The organism is Gilvirhabdus luticola, assembly GCF_040117515.1.
Lineage (GTDB): Bacteria > Bacteroidota > Bacteroidia > Flavobacteriales > Flavobacteriaceae > Gilvirhabdus > Gilvirhabdus luticola.
In genome coordinates this window covers 663,197-684,431 of sequence record NZ_JBEEEN010000001.1, presented here as the reverse complement: position 1 = coordinate 684,431, position 21,235 = coordinate 663,197, and the positions used below count along the sequence as shown (strand labels likewise).

22 protein-coding genes are annotated in these 21,235 nt (G+C 32.0%); 12 read left to right on the top strand and 10 right to left on the bottom strand.

Going from position 1 to position 21,235, the window contains the following annotated elements:
• The first annotated feature begins 1 nt into the window (after position 1).
• From AAFP94_RS03105 to AAFP94_RS03090, 4 genes are read left to right on the top strand one after another with little or no spacing between them, the layout of a single operon-like run.
• A complete protein-coding gene (locus tag AAFP94_RS03105; RefSeq protein ID WP_316660558.1) occupies positions 2–1,039 on the top strand; it encodes a VWA domain-containing protein in 1,038 nt (345 codons plus the stop codon).
• Positions 1,040–1,089: 50 nt separating this feature from the next.
• Entirely contained in the window at positions 1,090–1,929 is an 840-nt protein-coding gene (locus tag AAFP94_RS03100; protein WP_316660559.1) for a tetratricopeptide repeat protein, read from the top strand.
• The gene (locus AAFP94_RS03095; protein ID WP_316660560.1) at positions 1,929–3,701 is read left to right on the top strand and encodes a BatD family protein; all 1,773 of its coding nucleotides are present in this window, start codon (positions 1,929–1,931) and stop codon (positions 3,699–3,701) included. Before AAFP94_RS03100 ends, AAFP94_RS03095 begins: the two co-directional genes overlap by 1 nt.
• Positions 3,702–3,717: 16 nt before the next feature.
• Complete coding sequence (locus AAFP94_RS03090; protein WP_316660561.1) at positions 3,718–4,479, top strand: tetratricopeptide repeat protein; 762 nt, start codon at positions 3,718–3,720, stop codon at positions 4,477–4,479.
• A gap of 81 nt (positions 4,480–4,560) precedes the next feature.
• Here AAFP94_RS03090 and AAFP94_RS03085 read toward each other — a convergent pair whose 3' ends face one another.
• Positions 4,561–5,076 carry a CvpA family protein gene (locus AAFP94_RS03085; protein WP_316660562.1) on the bottom strand — a complete coding sequence of 172 codons (516 nt, stop codon included), beginning with the start codon at positions 5,074–5,076 and terminating at the stop codon, positions 4,561–4,563.
• A 77-nt stretch (positions 5,077–5,153) separates the two neighbouring features.
• Here AAFP94_RS03085 and AAFP94_RS03080 point away from each other — a divergent pair, with 77 nt between their 5' ends.
• Together AAFP94_RS03080 and pheS are read left to right on the top strand one after the other, a co-directional pair.
• Complete coding sequence (locus AAFP94_RS03080) at positions 5,154–5,510, top strand: hypothetical protein (RefSeq protein ID WP_316660563.1); 357 nt, start codon at positions 5,154–5,156, stop codon at positions 5,508–5,510.
• Positions 5,511–5,547: 37 nt separating this feature from the next.
• Positions 5,548–6,567, top strand: coding sequence for a phenylalanine--tRNA ligase subunit alpha (pheS, locus tag AAFP94_RS03075; protein WP_316660564.1), 1,020 nt, complete (start codon positions 5,548–5,550; stop codon positions 6,565–6,567).
• 23 nt (positions 6,568–6,590) lie between these two features.
• Here the strand turns inward: pheS and AAFP94_RS03070 are convergent, their stop codons facing one another.
• Together AAFP94_RS03070 and AAFP94_RS03065 are read right to left on the bottom strand one after the other, a co-directional pair.
• Positions 6,591–7,490: a metallophosphoesterase family protein gene (locus AAFP94_RS03070; RefSeq protein WP_316660565.1), complete on the bottom strand. Its 900-nt coding sequence runs from the start codon at positions 7,488–7,490 to the stop codon at positions 6,591–6,593.
• Positions 7,491–7,587: 97 nt separating this feature from the next.
• Positions 7,588–8,589: an NAD(P)H-dependent glycerol-3-phosphate dehydrogenase gene (locus AAFP94_RS03065; RefSeq protein WP_316660566.1), complete on the bottom strand. Its 1,002-nt coding sequence runs from the start codon at positions 8,587–8,589 to the stop codon at positions 7,588–7,590.
• Positions 8,590–8,714: 125 nt separating this feature from the next.
• Between AAFP94_RS03065 and AAFP94_RS03060 the strand changes: the two genes are divergently transcribed.
• Positions 8,715–9,680 carry a nicotinic acid mononucleotide adenyltransferase gene (locus tag AAFP94_RS03060; protein WP_316660567.1) on the top strand — a complete coding sequence of 322 codons (966 nt, stop codon included), beginning with the start codon at positions 8,715–8,717 and terminating at the stop codon, positions 9,678–9,680.
• Positions 9,681–9,868: 188 nt separating this feature from the next.
• On the top strand, positions 9,869–10,354 hold the full coding sequence (gene lysM, locus AAFP94_RS03055; protein WP_316660568.1) for a peptidoglycan-binding protein LysM: 486 nt from the start codon (positions 9,869–9,871) through the stop codon (positions 10,352–10,354).
• Positions 10,355–10,399: 45 nt separating this feature from the next.
• Here lysM and nadD read toward each other — a convergent pair whose 3' ends face one another.
• The 6 genes from nadD to AAFP94_RS03025 are packed head-to-tail and all read right to left on the bottom strand — an operon-like array spanning position 10,400 to position 14,414.
• Complete coding sequence (gene nadD / locus AAFP94_RS03050) at positions 10,400–10,981, bottom strand: nicotinate (nicotinamide) nucleotide adenylyltransferase (protein ID WP_316661269.1); 582 nt, start codon at positions 10,979–10,981, stop codon at positions 10,400–10,402.
• Positions 10,982–10,991: 10 nt separating this feature from the next.
• On the bottom strand, positions 10,992–11,567 hold the full coding sequence (gmk, locus tag AAFP94_RS03045) for a guanylate kinase (protein WP_316660569.1): 576 nt from the start codon (positions 11,565–11,567) through the stop codon (positions 10,992–10,994).
• Entirely contained in the window at positions 11,567–12,424 is an 858-nt protein-coding gene (locus AAFP94_RS03040; RefSeq protein WP_316660570.1) for a YicC/YloC family endoribonuclease, read from the bottom strand. Before AAFP94_RS03040 ends, gmk begins: the two co-directional genes overlap by 1 nt.
• Positions 12,425–12,457: 33 nt before the next feature.
• On the bottom strand, positions 12,458–13,351 hold the full coding sequence (locus AAFP94_RS03035; RefSeq protein ID WP_316660572.1) for a DMT family transporter: 894 nt from the start codon (positions 13,349–13,351) through the stop codon (positions 12,458–12,460).
• On the bottom strand, positions 13,341–13,697 hold the full coding sequence (locus tag AAFP94_RS03030; RefSeq protein WP_316660573.1) for an arsenate reductase family protein: 357 nt from the start codon (positions 13,695–13,697) through the stop codon (positions 13,341–13,343). Before AAFP94_RS03030 ends, AAFP94_RS03035 begins: the two co-directional genes overlap by 11 nt.
• Positions 13,698–14,414 (bottom strand): DUF3298 and DUF4163 domain-containing protein, encoded by a 717-nt coding sequence (locus tag AAFP94_RS03025; protein WP_316660574.1) that lies wholly within the window; start codon positions 14,412–14,414, stop codon positions 13,698–13,700. It lies immediately after the preceding gene.
• Between the two features lie 86 nt (positions 14,415–14,500).
• Between AAFP94_RS03025 and AAFP94_RS03020 the strand changes: the two genes are divergently transcribed.
• On the top strand, positions 14,501–15,640 hold the full coding sequence (locus AAFP94_RS03020) for a cystathionine gamma-synthase (protein ID WP_316660575.1): 1,140 nt from the start codon (positions 14,501–14,503) through the stop codon (positions 15,638–15,640).
• A 6-nt stretch (positions 15,641–15,646) separates the two neighbouring features.
• Here AAFP94_RS03020 and AAFP94_RS03015 read toward each other — a convergent pair whose 3' ends face one another.
• A complete protein-coding gene (locus AAFP94_RS03015) occupies positions 15,647–16,480 on the bottom strand; it encodes a THC0290_0291 family protein (RefSeq protein WP_316660577.1) in 834 nt (277 codons plus the stop codon).
• A gap of 214 nt (positions 16,481–16,694) precedes the next feature.
• Here AAFP94_RS03015 and gdhA point away from each other — a divergent pair, with 214 nt between their 5' ends.
• The 3 genes from gdhA (at position 16,695) to recO (ending at position 21,220) form a co-directional block, all read left to right on the top strand.
• Complete coding sequence (gene gdhA / locus AAFP94_RS03010; RefSeq protein ID WP_316660578.1) at positions 16,695–18,035, top strand: NADP-specific glutamate dehydrogenase; 1,341 nt, start codon at positions 16,695–16,697, stop codon at positions 18,033–18,035.
• A gap of 120 nt (positions 18,036–18,155) precedes the next feature.
• Positions 18,156–20,501, top strand: coding sequence for a type IX secretion system anionic LPS delivery protein PorZ (porZ, locus tag AAFP94_RS03005; RefSeq protein ID WP_316660579.1), 2,346 nt, complete (start codon positions 18,156–18,158; stop codon positions 20,499–20,501).
• Positions 20,501–21,220: a DNA repair protein RecO gene (recO, locus tag AAFP94_RS03000; RefSeq protein WP_316660580.1), complete on the top strand. Its 720-nt coding sequence runs from the start codon at positions 20,501–20,503 to the stop codon at positions 21,218–21,220. Before porZ ends, recO begins: the two co-directional genes overlap by 1 nt.
• Positions 21,221–21,235: the final 15 nt, after the last annotated feature.

Here is a 21,235-nt window from a genome sequence, read left to right as displayed (position 1 = left end):
GATGTATCAATTAGAAGAAAAAATATGGTTTTGGGTTTTACTTATTATTCCAGTAATAATAATGTTCTTCTTCATATTACAAGTTTGGAAATATAAAACACAAAACAAATTTGCAAACAAACAAATACTAAATAAATTAAGTCCTAATCGCTCCTTATTTAAAGCAGTATTAAAAATAGCTGTTCTAAGTTTGGCTTTTGCCAGCTTGTCTATAGCATTAGTTAATCCAAAAATTGGCACAAAACTAGAAACTGTAAAGCGCGAAGGCGTTGATATAGTTTTTGCTGTAGATGTCTCTAAAAGCATGTTGGCTGAAGACATCGCTCCAAATAGGCTAGAAAAGGCAAAACAGTTGGTTACTCAAATTATCAACAATTTAGCAAGTGATCGTATAGGAATTATTGCATATGCCGGAAAGGCATTTCCTCAACTTCCAATTACAACAGATTACGCTTCAGCTAAAATGTTTCTTCAGAACATGAATACAGATATGTTATCTTCACAAGGTACAGCAATAAATGAGGCTATAAAACTTGCTAAAACCTATTATAATGATGAAGAACAAACAAATCGTGTTTTAATCATTATTTCTGATGGTGAGGACCATAGCGAAGAAGCAGCCGAGGTAGCCAAAGAAGCTCATGAAGAAGGGATACGTATTTTTACTATAGGAGTAGGTGATGTAAAAGGAGGGCCAATTCCTTTAAAATATAATGGTGTTGTAATGAATTATAAAAAAGATAAAGATGGCGAAACCGTTATCACCAAGCTTAATGAAGAAACCTTACAAAACATAGCAAAAGAAGCAAATGGAGCTTATATCAATGGAAAAATCACCAATGATGTAGTTGAGAATATTCGTGATATTTTAAACCAAATGGATAAAAAGGAATTTGAAGCGAAACAGTTTGCAGATTTTAAAGATCAGTTTCAATGGTTCTTGGCTTTTGCTATTTTCTTTTTATTTATAGATATTTTCCTTTTGGAGCGTAAGACAGAATGGTTAAAGAAGTTGAACTTATTTAACGAAAACTTATGACAAAAAAAGACAAAAATTTAGTAATATTCGTTAGTTTTCAATGGTGTAAAATGAAGAATCTAGTATTTCTTTTATTGACTTTAACAACATTCTCTCTGTTTTCTCAAGAAAAGGACAAAGAAGAACAATTGGCGTTAAAAAAAGCCAACGATTTTGTTTATGAAGGAAATGAAAAGTTGAATGATGATGAATTTATTTCAGCTGAAATGGAATATAGAAAAGCTATTTCGGAGCAAAATAATAATGTTGCAGGAGCTTATAATTTAGGGAATGCATATTATGCGAAAGGCAATTACAATGAAGCCCTATATCGTCATGAGCAAGCTGCTCAAAACGCAACAGATAAGTCTGAAAAGCACAAAGCGTATCATAATATTGGCAATATACTGATGCAAAATAAAAAGTGTAAGGAAGCTGTTGAAGCTTTTAAAAGTGCATTGCGTAATGATCCAACAGATAATGAAACACGTTATAATTTAGCTTTAGCGAAAGAATGTGCTGAACAGCAGAAAGACGAAAATCAAGACGATCAAAACCAGGACAGTCAAGATCAAGATCAGAATAAGGAAAACCAGGATCAAAAAGACAACCAAGACGAGAACAAGGACAATAAGGACAATCAAGATCAGGAAAATCAGGATCAAGATAAAAAGGAAGGTGACGACAAGAAAGATGAAGACGGAAAACCAAAAGACGAAAAAAATGAAGAAGGTAAAAAAGATCAGGAGAAAAAAGAACAACAACAACCAAAACAACAACCAGGTCAAATGTCACCCCAACAAATAAAGAACCTTTTAGAGGCAATGAACAATCAAGAACAAAAGGTTCAAGAGAAAATGAATGCCGAAAAAGTAAAAGGGGTTAAATTAGAAACAGATAAAGATTGGTAATGAAGAGAAAGGCTTATATAATAGCTTTATTACTGTTTGCTTCACAACTCACTTTTGGACAGATTACATTCGAAACTAAAGTGAGTAAGAATAAACTTGGGGTGAATGAACGCCTTCGTGTTGATTTTGAAATGAACAAAGATGGAGATAATTTTAATCCACCAGATTTTCAAAATTTTACAGTGGTAGGTGGTCCAAATACATCCGTAAGCAATTCTTGGGTCAATGGAGTTCGTTCGTATAAAAAAACCTACAGTTATTTTTTAGCTCCAAAAAAGCAAGGAAATTTCTCCATAAAACAAGCTACTATAGAAATTGATGGAGAAGTATATAAAACTCAAGTCGTAACAGTTACTGTTACTGCAGCAGTGGATAGACCAAACGACCCCAATAATGTAGATTATATTGCTGACGAAAACATTCATCTGGTTGCAGAAGTTTCTAAAACCAATCCGTATTTAAATGAAGCCATTACTGTAGTATATAAACTTTACGTTTCTCCCAATACCGGAGTAAGTAATTGGAGAGAAATTAACACACCTCGTTTTAATGATTTTTGGAGTCAAAACATAGATATTAAAGGGCTTAAAGTTTTAAACGGAACCTATAAGGGAGAAGATTATCGTTATGTTGTTTTAAGAAAAACAGTCTTATATCCTCAAAAAACGGGAAAATTAGATATCGAACCATTAAGTCTTGATATTACTGTAGATGTTCCTACTAATAGAAGAGATATTTTTGGAGGTAGATTAATGACTCAAGTTCATAAAACAGTATCAGCAGGAAACAGAAGTATTAATGTAAAACCTCTTCCCGAAAAAGGAAAACCTATCGATTTTACGGGAGCAGTTGGAAGTTTTGATTTTAAAGTAACAACTTCTAAAAAAGTTTTAAAAGCAACAGAATCTTTACTTGCCAAAATTGAAGTTCAAGGTAATGGAAACTTAAAATTATTTGAACTTCCAGAGCTTAATGTACCAAGCTCACTTGAAGTATATGAACCTGAAAAGAATGAAAATATCACAACAACTTTAGAAGGAATGAAAGGCTCACGAAGTGAAAGCTATACTATTGTTCCACAGTTCAAGGGAAAATATCCTATCCCAAGTATTTCATTCTCTTATTTCGATTTAAAAACCGAAAGCTATAAAAGATTAACCTCTGATGAAATTGTTATAGATGTGTTTGAAGGCCCAATTAATAATGCCGTTCAGGATAACAGTTTAGCATCTTCTAATAATGGTAAACAAAGAGTTGTTTTGAGCAATGATCAGTTTGCGTTTATTAAAACCAATGCTAATCTAGTAAGTATTAAACCATCTTATTTTTTTAATACTAACTTATTTTGGAGCGCATTACTTTTACCACTTTTGGCAATTCCTTTGGCTATTGTTATTCGAAAGAAAAAAGCTGAAATGGATGCTGATGTATTTGGAAATAGAATTAGAAAAGCAAATAAATTAGCAAGAAAATATTTAGGTAATGCAAAAAAAGCACTAGGTCAAAAAGAAGCTTTTTATGTTGCTTTGGAAAAAGCATTACATAATTATTTAAAAGCAAAGTTGCACATTGAAACTACAGATTTTAGTAAAGAAAAAATAGTTAATCTTTTAACTGAAAAACAGATTAATAAGGAAACGATTAGTGAGTTTATGGGCTTATTAAAAAACTGTGAGTTGGCAAGGTATACTCCAATTACGCAAGTTGAAATGCAAAATGATTATGATAAAGCTGCCAAAACAATTTCAGTAATTGACAAAGAAATAAGATAAAATTGTTTTAAATACAATGAAGACTTTTTTTAAAAACACCATATACATTTTAGTTATCTTATTGAGCTCGATATTGATGGCTCAAAATGAAGCATTATTTAAAGAGGCTAATGCTTTATATAATGAAGGTAAATATCAGGATGCAATAGATAAATACACAACAATTTTAGATTCTGGTCAACATTCGGCTGCTTTATATTTTAATTTGGGAAACTCTCATTACAAATTAAATAATATTGCACCAAGTATTTATTATTACGAGAAGGCACTTCAACTTTCTCCAAATGATAAAGAGATAAAAAATAATATTGCATTTGCACAAAATATGACCATCGATGCTATTGATGTCATACCAGAAGCTGGGTTTTCAAAAATCATAAATAACATTACTAATCTCACTAGCTTTGAAAATTGGGCAAAATTTTCAATTGTATTTGTCATTCTTTTCGTCATTCTGTTTCTAATTTACTATTTCACTTATGCAGGAAATAAGAAAAGGTTGGCATTTGTTGGAAGTTTTCTATCACTTTTTTTAGTGATTGTGACAGTGACTTTGGCTTTTAAGAAATTCAATCTAGATAAAAGCAATAGACCAGCCATTGTTTTTGCAAAAGAGGCGCAAGTTAAAAGTGAACCTAATTTAAGAAGCTCTGAAGCTTTTAAGCTTCATGAAGGCACTAAAGTTCAAATTCTAGACACCGTAAACAATTGGAAGAAAGTCAAACTCGCCGACGGCAAATCTGGATGGATATCTAACGATGACATTAAAGAACTTTAATTAACTTCGATTAATCATTGCTAATTTTATTTCATTAGCTAGAACATCATGGAAATCTATCATCTAGATTAGGAAAGAAATTTAAATAATAACATTTTCTTCTTCCATTTCTTCTTCTATATCTTCGATACTAGGAAAAATCATGGGTACTAAAGATTTAATAGGAGCATAGAGAACAGAACTTTCCAATGTATTATCATCTAAAAAAGGGATGGTTTTATTCATTCTATTAAAAATGATTAAGACGATACTCAAAATAAAACCAATTTTTAATGCACCAAATAGCGCTCCAAGCAATTTGTTTATAATTCCAAGAGCTGCAAAATCGGCAAGTTTTGTCAAAGCTTTTCCAGCCAAAGCAATAGCTAAAACAAGTATCACAAAGGTTATGGCAAAAGCGATAATGTTAATATATTTTTCTTCCCAAGCCACCCTATTTTCAAGAAAAGCTGCAGCATAATCGCTAAAATGAATAGCCCCATAAACACCAACTATCAAAGCAGTTATAGAAGCCAGCTCAACAAAAAGACCTCTCATCAAACCTCTTATAAGACCCAAGAGAATTAACGACCCTAAAATAATGTCTAAAACATTCATTCGTGCTTGAAATTTATCAAATATAAAATAATAATAGTCACTACTATGTTTATTAACTTTACAACTTTAAAATTATTATGTCAAGAGATAAGCAATTAAAGGAACGTTGGGATTTGGTAGTAGGAAAATTATCGCAGCAATTTGCAGATGGAGATAGTTTAGACCTTGATGCCATTATCTACTTAATTGGTGTGCAAGAGTTAGGTCAGTTGCACAGACCATACAAAAAAGATCAGAAGTTAGACTTAATGCATGTCGCCATTTGTAAACTCTTAACACCTTATGGTTATTATGAGTTCGATTTTGTTGATGAAGATGGCTGGCCACATTATAAAGTAAAGGAACAATTACCTTTCTTAAAGGCTGGAGAGCAAAGTGTTCTCATGAAAGAAGCCATAGTAAACTATTTTGTTGAAACCGAATTTATAGAATAACTTTTGTTAAATTTGCCCAATATTTTGAAGATATATCATGATAGATAAGTTAAAAGAATTAATAACTGAAGCAGAAGAATTTAAGGCCCAATCTCAAGAAGAAGTTGAGGCTTTCAGAATAAAATATTTAGGTAAAAAAGGTTTGCTGAATGATTATTTCAAGGAGTTTAAAAACATAGCAAACGATCAGAAAAAGGAATTTGGGCAAACCATAAATCAGCTTAAGAAAATTGCTGAAGACAAAGTTAATTCACTAAAAGCAGAATTAGAAAGTAACCACGCATCAGCAGGTATTTATGGTGATTTATCAAGGCCTGGAGAACCTATAGAGATTGGCGCAAGACATCCAGTTTCTATTGTAAAAAATCAGATTATAGATATTTTTTCCAGAATTGGTTTTAATGTCAGTGAAGGCCCAGAAATTGAAGACGATTGGCACAACTTTACAGCTTTAAATTTACCAGAACATCATCCAGCTCGAGATATGCAGGATACGTTTTTTATTCAAACCAATCCTGATATTTTATTACGCACGCATACAAGTTCTGTACAAGTACGTTATATGGAAAACAACAAGCCACCAATTAGAACCATTTCGCCAGGTAGAGTTTATAGAAACGAAGCAATATCGGCAAGATCACATTGTTTTTTTCACCAAGTAGAAGGATTATACATAGATAAGGACGTAAGCTTTGCAGACCTTAAGCAAACATTACAATATTTCACAACCGAGATGTTTGGTAAATCAAAAATTCGTCTGCGCCCATCGTATTTCCCATTTACAGAACCAAGTGCTGAAGTCGATGTATATTGGGGTCTAGAAACCGAAACCGATTACAAAATGACCAAAGGCACAGGTTGGCTGGAAATTATGGGTTGCGGAATGGTAGATCCTAATGTGTTAGAAAATTGTGGTATTGACTCTAAAGAATATTCTGGTTTCGCATTTGGTATGGGCATAGACAGAATAGCGTTATTATTGCACCAAATAAGTGATATTCGATTATTGAGTGAAAACGATGTACGTTTTTTAAAGCAGTTTAAATCTGCCTTCTGATATTGACAGTTTCACTTAATTTTTTACTTTTCAATTATATAATGATCAATCATTTCATTTTCAACAGAAATAAATTTAATATCCATTACATCTTGCGATGCTTCAACAATTAGAGTTCCATAATTTTCGTCGTAACAAATGCTGTTAAAGGTGTTTTGGTTTTTAGAGTTTTTATAACATAAACGTTTGCTCTTACCACCAAGACCACTTATAATATACACTGGTAATGGCTTTGTTATACTTATGTTACGTTCATAAATATGATCGTGGCCATTTAACACAAGATCTACACCTTCAAAATCCCATTGCATGCGTACATTATTTCCATGATTACCGCTCGAATATGGAGGATGATGAAAAAATACTACATTAAATGGTTCTACGGCTTCAGCTATTTTTTTTGTTAACCAAATACGTTGTGATTCTAAATCGTAATTACTGTCGATGGCATAAAAATGAACTGGCCCCCAAATAAAATCATAATAAATTTCGTTTCCTGGCAATGTAAAATAATTAAGATATGGAATTCGATTAGTGGTATTCTCATAATCATGGTTTCCTAAACTAGGAAAGAATCGATTAAGGCGTTCTTCAAATGCCTGACCTTTACATTGCTGTTCAATTGACGCATCGAAATTATAAATATAATCACAGTAAAATTTTCCAATATGCTCGTTTAGAGTATAAGTACTTCCATTTGGGTAATTATTGTCACCTAGTGTAATAACAAAATCAGGACTTAAAGAATGCACTAATTCGGCAACCTTGGCTTCATTATTACTACCATCTCCATAATCGCCAAAAGCAGCGAAACGTATATCATCAGCATCAATGTGTACATTTATTCCCGAAGGATCTATCAGATCAACAGTTGTGCAACTAAATAAAAAAATTGCTGATATATAACAGATAAACAATCGCATGATTCTATTTGAAATTGCAGTAGATGATTAGTTTAAGTAATTAAAGCTATTTTAAATATACAAATTTGTAAAATAAAATACATCGACGAACAATTGTTTAATCCAATTGTTCAGTCAGTTTTTTAAAGGTTTTTTTAGCATCTTTACCTTCATACAAAATGTCATAAACAGCATTGATGATTGGCAAGCGGGTTTTCTTTTTGTTCTTTTCATTAAGTTGTTTTGCGCTTTTGGTTGCATAATAACCTTCAGCAACCATATTCATTTCCATCATAGCACTTTTTACAGTGTAGCCTTTGCCTATCATGTTGCCAAACATTCGGTTTCTGGAAAATGTAGAATATCCTGTGACCAACAAATCACCTAAATACGCAGAGTTGTTAATGTTGCGCTTCATTTTATGCATTTTTTTAATAAAACGCTTCATTTCACGTATCGCATTACTCATAAGTACACTCTGAAAGTTGTCTCCATAACCCAAGCCGTGAGCTATACCTGCAGCAATAGCATAGATATTTTTCAACATAACTGCATATTCTGTTCCAATAATATCATCACTAATTTTGGTTTTAATATAATCGCTTGATAAATTATTTGCTATGGCTTTTGCTTTTTCGGCGTCAGCGCATGATATAGTTAAATAAGACAGACGCTCTAACGCGACTTCTTCGGCATGACATGGTCCTGCTATAACCGCAATGTTTTCGAAAGGGACATGGTATATGTCATGAAAATGTTCGCCTACTAGCAATCCCGATTCTGGCATGATGCCTTTTACCGCAGAAACAATTATTTTTTTTGAAATATTTACCATTAGTTTTTCTAATTCAGAATGCATAAACGCTGAAGGGATTACAAAAATCAAGACATCAGCATAATTGGCCATCTCATTAATGTCATTGCTTAACTTTAATTGTTTCAAATTAAATTCAACAGAACTCAAATAATTAGGATTATGTTGTTCTTTAAGCAAATGTTCTTTGGTATAAACACTTCGCATATACCATCCAACTTCATCCAGGTTTTCACAGAGCATCTTAACTATGGCTGTTGCCCAACTACCAGCACCAAAAACGGCATACTTTAAATCAGTGTTCATAAAATGGAATTATACCACTCAAAAGTACATAAAATATTAAAAGACAAAAGGCCTTATAAAATTTAACGAATCCATTTTTGGCACGTGTTTTGAAAAGAACATAATAAATGATAAAACTTTGGCATATGAAAACGATAAAATTACTTACAGGATTTGCTTTAATAGCTACACTTTTTACTTCTTGTTATACAGAAGTTGTTGTTGATGAGTATTATGATGATTACCCCAACAATCCTCCTGCAATTACATTAAATCAACTTTTGAATTCTTATGAACTTTGGTATATAGACATTAATCAGACTTCCGGTTATGGCAGTACGCCATTTATGGAAATAGCTTTCACATTATCTTTCAGAAACGGTGTCTTATATGCAAATAATAATTTAGTTGGTATTGGTAGTCAAGGTAATGGTTTTGGAATTCCTGTTGGTGTTTATGATGCGTATGATATGATTCTTGATGTAAACCATGATATTGATGGCTTCCAAACATTTGACATATATCAAATAGATAGCAACACTATTGAGCTTTACAATCCTTATGAAGACACGTCATACTTTTTAGACGGTTACCAGCGTAGTAATTTTGATTATGACTATGTTTTTTATGATAATATTCATTATTTCTTACAAGAATATGAAGCTTGGGAAAAAATATATACCAGTAATTATGGGGCACTGAATGAATTTGATAACGAAAACTTTTTACAGTTTTTAGCAGGAGGAGATGATATTACATTTAGAAGTTCGCAAGATTTACCAGGAACATCAATTGGGAATATCTATTGGGATTACACAGGAATTTATGGTGTAGGAGATATAGCTAATAACATGTATTTAAAAACGTTGACACTAGATTATGATTATTTTGCAAATGAATATTTTGAATTAGATATTATTAATGATGGTAAAATTGAGTTGTACCATCCAGATTCTGGTACTGCTTATGAGTTTACCGGAAGAGGTTATATTGAGTACTTAAGAAGTGCAAATACAAAAGACAAAACAGAAACTCAATCTAATGTTCTAAAAAAACGTAAACAAAGAACACCTAAAAAAGAAAACATTAGAGAAAACACAAGAGAACAATAAAAATTTTGGTTGGTTAGTTAGTTTAGAAACTGTTCAGGAATCCTTTTTTGAACAGTTTCTTTTTTTCTGTGACTTTTTGCTTTCACTGTGTCTAATTAGTATAACAATTTATTAACGACAGACTCACAGTAAATCATTAAATTTGAAAAGTTAGTTAACATTAATCTTAATAATTAAAACAAAACACAATGGGAGTATTTTCATTTATTAAAAATGCAGGAGCTAAAATTTTTGGCATAGGAAAAACAGATGCTGAAGAAGCATCTGAAGCATCTGCGGCAAAACTTAAAGCAGAAGCACAAGCTGCTGCTAAACTTGAGGAAACAATCAATGACTTGCAGTTACAAGTTGAAAACTTAAATGTCCATATTGATGACGATAGAGCAACAATTACAGGAGCAGCCTATGATCAAGCAACAAAAGAAAAAGTTGTATTAGTGGTTGGAAATTCTAATGGCATTGCAATAGTTGATGACCAAATGACTGTTGAGCACGTTCAACCTGAAGCTCAATTTCATACAGTAGTAAGTGGTGATACTTTAGGTAAAATCGCAAAGACCTATTACGGCAATGCTATGAAATATCCAGTAATATTTGAAGCTAATAAGCCTATGCTTAAAAACCCAGACTTAATTTATCCTGGGCAAGTATTAAGAATCCCTACTTTAGATTAAGCACTTTACTTATGTTAATCAATGAAGGCGATATTTACATCGCCTTTATTTTTTATAAAAGTTCATTTCGTCCAAATACTGCCATACATTTTCTGGTAATAACGGACGAATATTCTTGCCTTCCTTAATTGCCTTTCTTATAAACGTTGAAGAAATCTCCATGATAGGAGAATTAATAAAATGAATATTTTTATGGTCAACAAGTTCTGATTCTACTTTACCTTTTGAAATTCTAGGATAGACATAAATATCATGGTTCTCCAAAATGATATTATAGTTTTTCCATTTATGAAAACTCTTTAAATTGTCTTCACCCATGATAATGGAAAAATTATAGTCTGGATATTTTTCTTCTAAATAGGTTAATGTATTTATGGTGTAATTAGGTTGGGGTAATTTGAACTCAATATCACTAACTCGCAATTTGTCATAACTCTCTAAAGCGCGATCGACCATTTGGTAACGATGATTATTGTCTAATAAAGATGATTTTTTTTTAAAAGGGCTATGAGGTGTAACAACAAGCCAAACTTGATCTAAATCGCTATACTCTACAATATGATTTGCAATGACCAGATGACCTACATGAATAGGGTTGAATGTGCCAAAGTATAAACCAACTTTCATATCTATTTTCTCAATCAATATTTAGAAAATTCGAGACTAAAGATTCAGCTTCAGTTAAAGCAATATCTAAATTGCCATTTTCAACAATAACATCAAATAAAGGAGCTGTAGCAAGCTCTGCAGAGGCTTTGGCTATTCTCATATTGATTTTGTCATTGCTTTCTGTTTGTCTTTTCTTTAATCGGATTTTAAGCTCGTCTATACTTGGCGGTTTTACAAAAACAGCCAAAGTTTGTTCAGGGAATTTTCTTTTTATTCTTAAACCTCCAGAAACATCAATGTCAAAAATAACGTGTTTACCTAAAGCCCATATTCGTTCAACTTCACTTTTTAAAGTGCCATAAAAATTGTCTCTATAAACTTCTTCCCATTCTAGAAATTCTCCATTTTTAATTTTTTGTTTGAATTCTTTTGAAGACAGGAAATAATAATCTTTTCCATCAACTTCTTCACCTCTTCTTTCACGCGATGTCGCAGAGATTGAAAAAGCAAGATTTAATTTTTCAATGCTTAATAAATGTCTTACAATTGTTGTTTTACCAGAGCCAGAAGGCGCAGAAAATACAATTAGTTTACCTCCACTCATTATAAAACATTTAAGAGTTGTTCTTTAATTTTTTCAAGTTCATCTTTCATCTGAACAACCAGTTTTTGCATTGGTGCATAATTGCTTTTAGATCCAATAGTATTAATTTCCCGTCCTATTTCTTGACAAATAAAACCTAATTTTTTACCATTAGAATCAACCGAATCTATAGATTTTATAAAATAATCCAAATGGTTTTTTAAACGAACTTTTTCTTCTGTGATGTCAAACTTTTCTATGTAGTAAAGGAGTTCCTGCTCAAACCTGTTTTCATCATATTTCTCTTTTAGCTCTTCAATGCCTTTGCGCAATCGCTCTCTCACACCTTCAACTCTTTCAGGGTCCATTGCAATTACATCTTCAAGAAGCTTGTCAATATTTTCCACTCTTATCTTAAAATCTTGCTCTAGAACTTTACCTTCATCCAATCTGTATTTGGTGATACTTTCTAAAGCAGAATCTATTTCACTTTTAATAGAGTTCCATTCGTTTTCATCAATTTCAGATTTTTCTGTATTTAATGCATCAGGAAATCTAACAGCCATTTTAAGCAACTCTGTATCATCTCCATCAACAATTTTTTTGAGGTCTTTAATATATTGCCTTACCACAGGAGCATTGATCTGTGTTGAAGTTTCTTCACCAGTAATTTCAACATATATCGATAAATCTACCTTACCACGAACTAGATTTTCAGCAATTAATTTTCTAATGTCAAGCTCTTTTTCTCTGTATATAGATGGCATTCTCACGTTTAAATCAAGATTCTTGCTGTTAAGCGATTTGATTTCGATAGTGATTTTTTTTGTTGGTAATTGTAACACAGATTTACCGTAACCTGTCATAGAATATATCATAAACCTATTTTAAAAGTTGTACAAAGTTAAAAATTAAACCTTTAGTTTAGGTTTTTTGCTTACCAAATAAACTCCAGCAAAAATAAACAAGGCGGTTATAATCTTTAATGAATTTAAAGAGTCTGCACCAATTATTATTGCATATAGGATGCCAATAATGGGCTGTAAATAAATAAACACACTAAGTGTAGAAGCTTTCAATTCTTTGAGCGCATATATATTTAGCAAATACGTTAAAAACGTTGTTCCAACAACTACAAAGCATATTTTCCAAATGGCTTCAAAAGGTAGTGAAGACCATTCTATTTCTATAAATTCTGATATAGCTATTGGAAAATTTATAAAAATACCAATTAAAAAAAGCCATTTCATAATGGTGAATGGATGATATTTGTTAGTCAGTGGTTTTACCAAAATGAGATAAAGCCCGTAAGTTGCACTATTCACAACAAACAGCATATTACCAACAGGAATATTAGGAGCATTGAGTTGTGTTTCATTACTGAAAAAGATTAATGCTAGAGCACCACTAAACCCTAATGCTATTCCAAAATATCGTATTAAAGTAATTTTCTCTTTTACAATAAAAGCAGACATTAAAAACACTAAAATAGGTGACACTGTAATTATTATAGAACTATTTACAGGAGTAGAAAGACTTAAGCCCTTAAAAAAGGCGAGCATATTTATTCCCATACCAAAAAACGCACATATAAAAATACGTTTCCAATGTCCAACAGCTATTTTTTCTTTTGGTCCAAATAGAGAAATTGACCAGAATAATATTGATGCACCAATAACTCTCACAAGAATTAACCCGAAAGGTTTAATGTAAGTTGGCATTAGGCCTTTCGCAATGGTATGATTTAATCCATATATGGTTGTAGCCACTAGAGCAGCAAGAAAAGCAAGTGTTCTATTGCTCATTAATGCATAATTTTGCCGACTTAATAACGTCTTTGCTATTTCCAATAAATATTGAATTATTACATATAATAACAGGGCGTTTTAAAAATGTGTAATGATGTAAAATGTAGTGTTTATAATCTTTTTCTGTTAAAGATGCGTTTTTCAAATCCATGTCTTTATAAAGCTTTGCTTTACGACTAAATAAAGCTTCATAACTCCCAGCAAGATCTTTCATTTGCTTTAATTGTTGAACTGTTATTTCTTCAGTTTTAATGTCTTGCATTAGATAGTCTGAAGGAACATTAAGTTCTCTTAAAATTCTAATGCAGGTGCTGCATGTTTTTAAATAGTAAACTTTTTTCATTTAGTTGTAATTTAAATAAGATGAAATTTCGTTGTAAGGAATTGTAAATTGAATAATTCCCGTGGCATAAGGTGCAACTTCATAAACATTATAGAGTATTACAACGCCTTCATATTCAAGGCCAATATTTTGAGCAAGTAAAAACTCATCAGTATCAAATATTTCCGATTCATTTTCGGCTATAAACTCTTCGAAATAAGATTTAGCAATCGATTTTATAGCTTTAATGTCATTGAAAAGTTTATCATTTTCTATTTTTAAACCAGTTTCTGGATCAAAATTCAGGAATCTTATGGTGAGAATACCGTGTGCACCACCTGTATCTAAATAAGATGAAATGGCAATACTAATAATTTCTTCTGATTGATAAATTAAATCTCCGTCAATTTGCGCCTCCCATTCTTGAGCGCTATTTGGAAAGTCTTTTTTAAAAGAATTATATTCAGTATTGAATTCTAAAATTTGTTCTTCAAGACTTTTTTCTGAATTTACATGTTCCTCTCCAAAACTTAAGCTTTGCGATATTGTATAGTAAATTGTAGTGTTTATATTATCTGAAATGATGTTGTCTCCTTCAGCTTTAGGAATATTAATACTTACTATAGAATTACCTTCAGCAGAAATTTCAATCTCATTAAATGTGATTTTACTTTCTTCAACACAGGAGGTAAGAATTAAAAAAACACCCAATAAAAAAGAAAATAAATAAAACTTCATAGATTTATGTTAAAGATGGCATAAAGGTAAATATTGCATTTGAATACACCGAATTAAAGGCTATTTTTGTTCCAAATATCTATAAGATGAAATTCAATACCAAAACTATACATGGAGGTCAAGAACATGACATAGCTTATGGCTCAGTTATGCCTCCTATTTATCAAACATCAACCTATGCTCAAAGTACACCGGGTGGACATAAAGGATACGAATATTCAAGATCACAAAATCCAACAAGACATGCTCTTGAGAAAGCTTTTGCAAGTATTGAAAATGGGAATTATGGATTAGCTTTTGGTTCAGGACTGGCATCAATTGACGCCATCATAAAATTATTAAAACCTGGAGATGAAGTGATTTCTACCAATGATTTATACGGAGGCTCTTACAGACTGTTCACAAAAATTTATTCAGAATTTGGAATTAAGTTCCACTTTATCGGAATGCAAAATGCCACAAATATTGAAGATTTTGTAAATAGTAAAACAAAACTTATTTGGGTTGAAACACCTACAAATCCAATGATGAACATCATTGATATAAAAGCAACAGTAAAAATTGCAAAAAAACATGATATCCTTTTAGCGGTTGACAACACCTTTGCTACACCTTATCTACAAAGACCTTTAGATTTAGGAGCAGATATTATTATGCATTCAGCAACCAAATATCTTGGAGGACATAGCGATGTTGTTATGGGTGCTTTAGTGGTTAATGACAAAGAATTAGCAGACAAGCTTTATTTTATTCAGAATGCTAGCGGAGCAGTTTGTGGGCCACAAGACAGCTTTTTGGTTTTAAGAGGTATAAAAACATTGCATATAAGAATGCAACGCCATTGTGAAAACGGGAAAACTGTAGCAGAATATTTAAATTCTCATCCGAAGATTGAAAAAGTATATTGGCCAGGTTTTGAAAGTCACCCAAATCATGAAATTGCAAAATCACAAATGAAAGATTTTGGAGGCATGGTGTCTTTTGTTACTAAAGGTAATAACTACCAAGATGCTATTAGAATAGTTGAAAATCTCAAAGTATTTACTTTGGCGGAGTCTCTTGGAGGAGTAGAGTCGCTTGCAGGTCATCCAGCGAGCATGACACATGCTAGTATTCCTAAAGAAGAAAGAGAAAAAACAGGGGTTGTGGATTCTTTAATCAGGTTAAGTGTAGGTATAGAAGATATTGACGATTTAATTGCCGATCTTAGGCAAGCAATAGGTTAAAAACAATTAATCCAAATAATAAATATAACCAAAATTCAACCAGATTAACCAATCGTTGTATTTATTAAAATCTTTTAATTCGTGATTAAAGCCATCAACCCAGTCACTAAAATAAAGTTGCCATCTTAAATCGAGCATTAAATCTGAAAGAGGGCCGAGTTTATATCTTACACCAACACTCGTTACCATAGACCAACTGTCTCCTTTGTCTAAATCAATTGGATATTTTCTAGTTTCACCAGCAGGCACAGGTGGTAGAAATCGATCGTCTGCATACCAATAAGAATAGATATTATTTGGATTGTAAACATTTTTATCACCATAATCTGTACTGGCTTGCGGAGAATATGAAGTATAGTGAATGCCCAAACTCACAAATGGTGCAAATCTATAAGCAAACCCTTGAAATGATCTAATACTTTTTGGGAAGTACTCCAATTGAGTACCAATATCAAAATTTTCTGCAACGCCATGATGAGCTCTTAACTTATCAGCATTTGTACTTGTTTTGTTAGGTGCAACCCATCTTCCAAAGTGGTCAAGGTCTGTGTAATTCCAGGATACCTCGTTACGCAGTTTAAAATGGTCATTAAAATAGGTGTCGGTAGAGTAGCAATTACAATCTGCACGATAAGAAAAATTGATATAATGAATAATACCAATACCTATACCAGAGTTTCCAAGGTTTGTAGGCTCATCATATCTATTCCCGAAGTCAGATCTAAATTCTACAGGACCAACTATAACACCAATTTCGTGAGAAAAGCCTAATTGAGCAAAAGTAGCCGGATTAACTACTAAAAAACATAAGACTAAAGCTAAATGTTTAAAGTTAAGCATAATCAAGGTGTTATTTTTTGAGGCATTATTGCTAACAAATATATGAAAACAGATTTAAGATGCAAACAAATGTAATTTAACAAAAAGTTCAATAGGTTCTTTTAAAAAAAATTAATATTGCGAAATTGTAAAAAAAACATAGTAATTTTTAAAGATAACGTATATTTGTGCTTTAAAATTATAACATTAATAATAGTATCATAATTTTTTATAAATGAAAGACATCATTGAAGGATTTCTTGATCTGGTAAGAGAGAGAAATGGTAACGAACCTGAATTTTTACAAGCAGTTGAGGAGGTAGCTGAAACCGTACTTCCATATATCGTTCAGCACGATATTTATCATGGCAAAAACATTTTGTTAAGAATGGTAGAGCCAGAAAGGGTTATAACTTTTAGAGTTTGCTGGGTAGATGATCAAGGAGAAATTCAAGTAAATAGAGGTTACAGAATCCAGATGAATTCTGCAATAGGTCCTTATAAAGGAGGTTTACGTTTTCATCCTTCTGTTAATATGAGTATTTTAAAGTTCTTGGCTTTTGAGCAAGTATTTAAAAACTCATTAACAACACTTCCAATGGGTGGAGGTAAAGGAGGATCTGATTTTGATCCAAAAGGGAAAAGTGATGGTGAGATTATGAGGTTTTGCCATGCATTTATGGCAGAATTATGCCGACACATCGGGCCATTTACAGATGTTCCAGCTGGAGATATTGGAGTTGGGGCACGTGAGATTGGGTTTTTGTTCGGTATGTACAAGAAAATGAGGAATGAGTTTACTGGAGTGCTCACAGGCAAAGGTCTTTCTTGGGGAGGATCTTTAATTCGACCAGAGGCCACAGGATATGGAACTGTATATTTTGCCCAAAGTATGTTAGAAACAAAAGGCAAAAATTTTGAAGGTAAAACAGTTACAATTTCTGGTTCTGGAAATGTTGCTCAATATGCCACCCAAAAAGCAACCCAATTAGGAGGGAAAGTGATTACACTTTCAGACTCTTCAGGATATATATATGATAAAGATGGAATAGATGCCGAAAAACTAGCTCATATTATGTATTTAAAGAATGAAAAAAGAGTGCGTATATCTGAATATTTAGAAAAATATCCTTCAGCACAATTTTTTGAAGAAGAAAGACCATGGTCTGTAGCATGTGATATTGCTTTACCTTGTGCAACCCAAAATGAACTTGATGGGAATGATGCAAAAATGCTTATAAATAATGGATGCATTTGTGTCGCAGAAGGAGCTAATATGCCATCAACACCGGAAGCCATTCATGCTTTTCATGATGCAAAAATTCTATTTGCTCCTGGGAAAGCTTCAAATGCTGGTGGAGTAGCAACTTCAGGATTAGAAATGTCACAAAATTCGTTAAGAATAAGTTGGACAAGAGATGAGGTTGATAATAAACTTAAAGGTATTATGGAGGATATTCATGATTCATGTATCGAATACGGTAAAGAAGGAGATTATGTAAATTATGTGAAAGGCGCCAATATAGCTGGATTTGTTAAAGTAGCAGATGCAATGCTAGCTCAAGGTGTAGTTTAATTTTACTTGAATCAAAATTTTAAAAAAGCTTTCTGAAAATCAGAAAGCTTTTTGTTTTAAATATATTATTTTAAAGTAAAACTCGTTTGTTATAAATATATTTGAAAGTTTTAAAAACGCATGATAAAAAGAATAATACTTTATTTATTTTGCTTGTTTCCGTTAATTCACAGTGGACAAGATTTTTCTGCACTTTGGGAAGGACATTTTTCTTATTATAATATCAAAGACACTTCACAAGGAGATAATAAAATTTTTGCTGCTGCTGAAAATGCGATTTTTGTGTTTGATACTACGACAAATGAAATAGAAGAAATAACAACAGTTCAAGGGCTTTCAGGAGAGATTATTTCCACTATTCATTATAGCGAAACCTACGGATTGTTGGTTATTGGTTATGAAAATGGATTAATGGAAATAGTTTTTAATTCTGATGATAATGTTTTGTCTGTTGTAGATATATTAGAGAAAGCCACAATCTCACCAGATCTTAAAAAGATCAATCATTTTAATGAATATAATGGTTTGATTTATATTTCTACAAATTATGGTATTTCAGTTTACGATTTAGAGAGGTTAGAGTTTGGAGACACTTATTTTATTGGTGATTTCGGGAGCCAAATACCTGTTAGACAAACAGCTATTTATCAAGACTTTATCTATGCTGCTTGTTTTGGTGCTAGTGGTGTTAAAAAAGCATTGTCTACGAGTAACAATTTAATAGACTATCAGCAATGGCAGACCTTAATTGGTGGCAATTGGAGTGCTATTGAGTCTGTGAATGATAAACTATATGCCGTAAGAGGCAATAGAAATATTTATAGTGTAATTAATGACAGTTTTATATCATTAATTAATTACAATACACTACCAGTAAATGTTAGTGGAGTAAATGGCTTTTTAATAGTTACAATAGCAGATAATGTGTTTGTTTATGATTCAAATTTTAATTTACTTTCTCAAGTATCTCCTACTTCAGAATTTCAAACAAAATTTACCTCGGCAACCATAGATTCTGAATATATTTATATTGGGACAGAAACTCTGGGAGTTTTAAAAACACCAATTAATAACCCTACTACTTTTGAAGAGATTCATCCACAAGGGCCATTATTAAATAATTCTTTTTCACTAGAAGCGCAAAATAACAATGTATGGGTTTCTTTTGGAGAATATGATTTGTTTTACAACCCTTATCCTCTAAATAGAAGAGGCTTTAGCCACTTGAATGATGAAGATTGGATTAACACACCTTTTGAAGATGTTTTTGGAGCGGTATCCTTAAATGATATCGCTATAAATCCATTCAACAATAATCAAGTATTTATCAGTTCATTTTTTAGCGGCTTATTAGAGGTAAATGATGAGATACCTACTATACTTTATAATCAAACAAACAGCAGTTTAGAATCATTAATTTTCCCAAATAACCCTAATTACGTAGATATAAGAGTAGGGCCTTCTGTTTTTGATAGAAATGGTTTGTTGTGGACTGTAACGAGCAGAGTAGATAGTCCTCTAAAATCTTATAACCCAAGTGCAAATCAATGGCAATCATACAGCTTTACAGACATTATCCCTAGTGGTTTAGACGATAATTTGGGATTTGGAGATATGGTAATTGGTAGTGATGGAACAAAGTGGATTGCTAGTTATGAACAAGGTATAATTGGCTTTAATGAAAATAATGGGATGGCATTAAAAAAACTAAAAGATGAAGCAAATAATTTTCCATCTAACTACACGACAGCTTTAGCAATAGATAATAGAAACAGGCTTTGGATTGGTACTTTTAGAGGTTTGAGAGTATTATACAATACATCCAATTTTTTCACTGATGATAATGTACAGGTAGAAGAGATAATAATTCTTGAAGATGGCACGGCAAAAGAACTTTTATTTCAACAATTTGTTTCAGATATTGAAGTAGATGGATCTAATAACAAATGGGTAGGAACTATAGGAGCAGGATTGTTTTATTTTTCGTCAGATGGTCAAGAAACAATATTTCATTTTACACAAGACAACTCACCATTGCCTTCAGATAATATTTCTGACGTGTCAATAGATTCATCCCAAGGAGTTGTTTATATAGCAACCGAAAGAGGATTAGTATCATTTAGAGCAGGAGGATCTAGCGTATCTGATGATTTAGAAAACGCCTATGTCTATCCTAACCCTGTTAGGCCTGGTTTTAATATTGTTGATGAAAAAGTTAAAATAAGTGGAATATCAGATAATGTAAATATTAAAATCACGGATATTGAAGGCAATCTTGTAGCAGAAGCTCAATCAAGAACAAACTTAAGATACAATGGTTTTAATCTTGAAATAGCTGGCGGAACAGCTTATTGGAATGGGAAAAATCTCGCAAACAATATAGTGGCTTCTGGAGTTTATTTGGTCATGTTGTCCGATCTGGATACATTTGAGACCAAAGTTTTAAAAATAATGGTAGTTAGATAATGGTTATTTCTACAAAGGCCATTGTAATTTCAAAAATCAAATATGGAGATAGTGACCTTATTGTAAAATGCTACACTCAAGAGTTGGGTATGGTGAGCTACATGCTTAAAGGAGTTTTAAAAAGCAAAAAAGGGAAGGTAAAAACAGCATATTTTCAATTATTATCTCAATTAGATATAGAGACTATACATAGAGCGAACAGATCCTTTCAAAGTATCAAAGACTTAAGGATGAATCATATGTATGTAAGTTTGCACACCAATGTTTTAAAGAGTACAATTGTAATGTTTTTGGCTGAAGTTCTTTCAAGTTGTTTGATTGAAGAAGAAAAGAATAGAACACTGTATAATTACATTGAAACTGCTTTTTTATGGTTGGATCAGCATGATAATCTCTCAAACTTTCACCTACTGTTTTTATTAAAATTATCGCGGTATTTAGGGTTCTATCCGGATACAACAAATATTGATTTTGATTTTTTCAATCTCATTGAAGGCAAATTTGAAGACTCAGAAACAGGGTTGTATACAATTTCAGGACAAAATTTAGTACTTTTAAAACGTCTGTTAGGCATAAATTTTGATGAGTTAAATACTATAAAACTGAACTCAAAACAAAGACAATCTTTTTTAAAAATAATGTTATTGTATTTTGATTTACATTTATCTGGTTTTAAAGAACCTAAATCATTACAGCTTTTTTACCAAGTATTCAACTAACAACCCTTAACCAAC

Excerpts from the sequence above, each read along its gene's own strand:
- AAFP94_RS03105 (WP_316660558.1), top strand. The coding sequence starts at position 2 with ATGTATCAATTAGAAGAAAAAATATGGTTTTGGGTTTTACTTATTATT.
- AAFP94_RS03100 (WP_316660559.1), top strand. The coding sequence starts at position 1,090 with ATGAAGAATCTAGTATTTCTTTTATTGACTTTAACAACATTCTCTCTG.
- AAFP94_RS03095 (WP_316660560.1), top strand. The coding sequence starts at position 1,929 with ATGAAGAGAAAGGCTTATATAATAGCTTTATTACTGTTTGCTTCACAA.
- AAFP94_RS03090 (WP_316660561.1), top strand. The coding sequence starts at position 3,718 with ATGAAGACTTTTTTTAAAAACACCATATACATTTTAGTTATCTTATTG.
- AAFP94_RS03085 (WP_316660562.1), bottom strand. The coding sequence starts at position 5,076 with ATGAATGTTTTAGACATTATTTTAGGGTCGTTAATTCTCTTGGGTCTT.
- AAFP94_RS03080 (WP_316660563.1), top strand. The coding sequence starts at position 5,154 with ATGTCAAGAGATAAGCAATTAAAGGAACGTTGGGATTTGGTAGTAGGA.
- pheS (WP_316660564.1), top strand. The coding sequence starts at position 5,548 with ATGATAGATAAGTTAAAAGAATTAATAACTGAAGCAGAAGAATTTAAG.
- AAFP94_RS03070 (WP_316660565.1), bottom strand. The coding sequence starts at position 7,490 with ATGCGATTGTTTATCTGTTATATATCAGCAATTTTTTTATTTAGTTGC.
- AAFP94_RS03065 (WP_316660566.1), bottom strand. The coding sequence starts at position 8,589 with ATGAACACTGATTTAAAGTATGCCGTTTTTGGTGCTGGTAGTTGGGCA.
- AAFP94_RS03060 (WP_316660567.1), top strand. The coding sequence starts at position 8,715 with ATGAAAACGATAAAATTACTTACAGGATTTGCTTTAATAGCTACACTT.
- lysM (WP_316660568.1), top strand. The coding sequence starts at position 9,869 with ATGGGAGTATTTTCATTTATTAAAAATGCAGGAGCTAAAATTTTTGGC.
- nadD (WP_316661269.1), bottom strand. The coding sequence starts at position 10,981 with ATGAAAGTTGGTTTATACTTTGGCACATTCAACCCTATTCATGTAGGT.
- gmk (WP_316660569.1), bottom strand. The coding sequence starts at position 11,567 with ATGAGTGGAGGTAAACTAATTGTATTTTCTGCGCCTTCTGGCTCTGGT.
- AAFP94_RS03040 (WP_316660570.1), bottom strand. The coding sequence starts at position 12,424 with ATGATATATTCTATGACAGGTTACGGTAAATCTGTGTTACAATTACCA.
- AAFP94_RS03035 (WP_316660572.1), bottom strand. The coding sequence starts at position 13,351 with ATGAGCAATAGAACACTTGCTTTTCTTGCTGCTCTAGTGGCTACAACC.
- AAFP94_RS03030 (WP_316660573.1), bottom strand. The coding sequence starts at position 13,697 with ATGAAAAAAGTTTACTATTTAAAAACATGCAGCACCTGCATTAGAATT.
- AAFP94_RS03025 (WP_316660574.1), bottom strand. The coding sequence starts at position 14,414 with ATGAAGTTTTATTTATTTTCTTTTTTATTGGGTGTTTTTTTAATTCTT.
- AAFP94_RS03020 (WP_316660575.1), top strand. The coding sequence starts at position 14,501 with ATGAAATTCAATACCAAAACTATACATGGAGGTCAAGAACATGACATA.
- AAFP94_RS03015 (WP_316660577.1), bottom strand. The coding sequence starts at position 16,480 with ATGCTTAACTTTAAACATTTAGCTTTAGTCTTATGTTTTTTAGTAGTT.
- gdhA (WP_316660578.1), top strand. The coding sequence starts at position 16,695 with ATGAAAGACATCATTGAAGGATTTCTTGATCTGGTAAGAGAGAGAAAT.
- porZ (WP_316660579.1), top strand. The coding sequence starts at position 18,156 with ATGATAAAAAGAATAATACTTTATTTATTTTGCTTGTTTCCGTTAATT.
- recO (WP_316660580.1), top strand. The coding sequence starts at position 20,501 with ATGGTTATTTCTACAAAGGCCATTGTAATTTCAAAAATCAAATATGGA.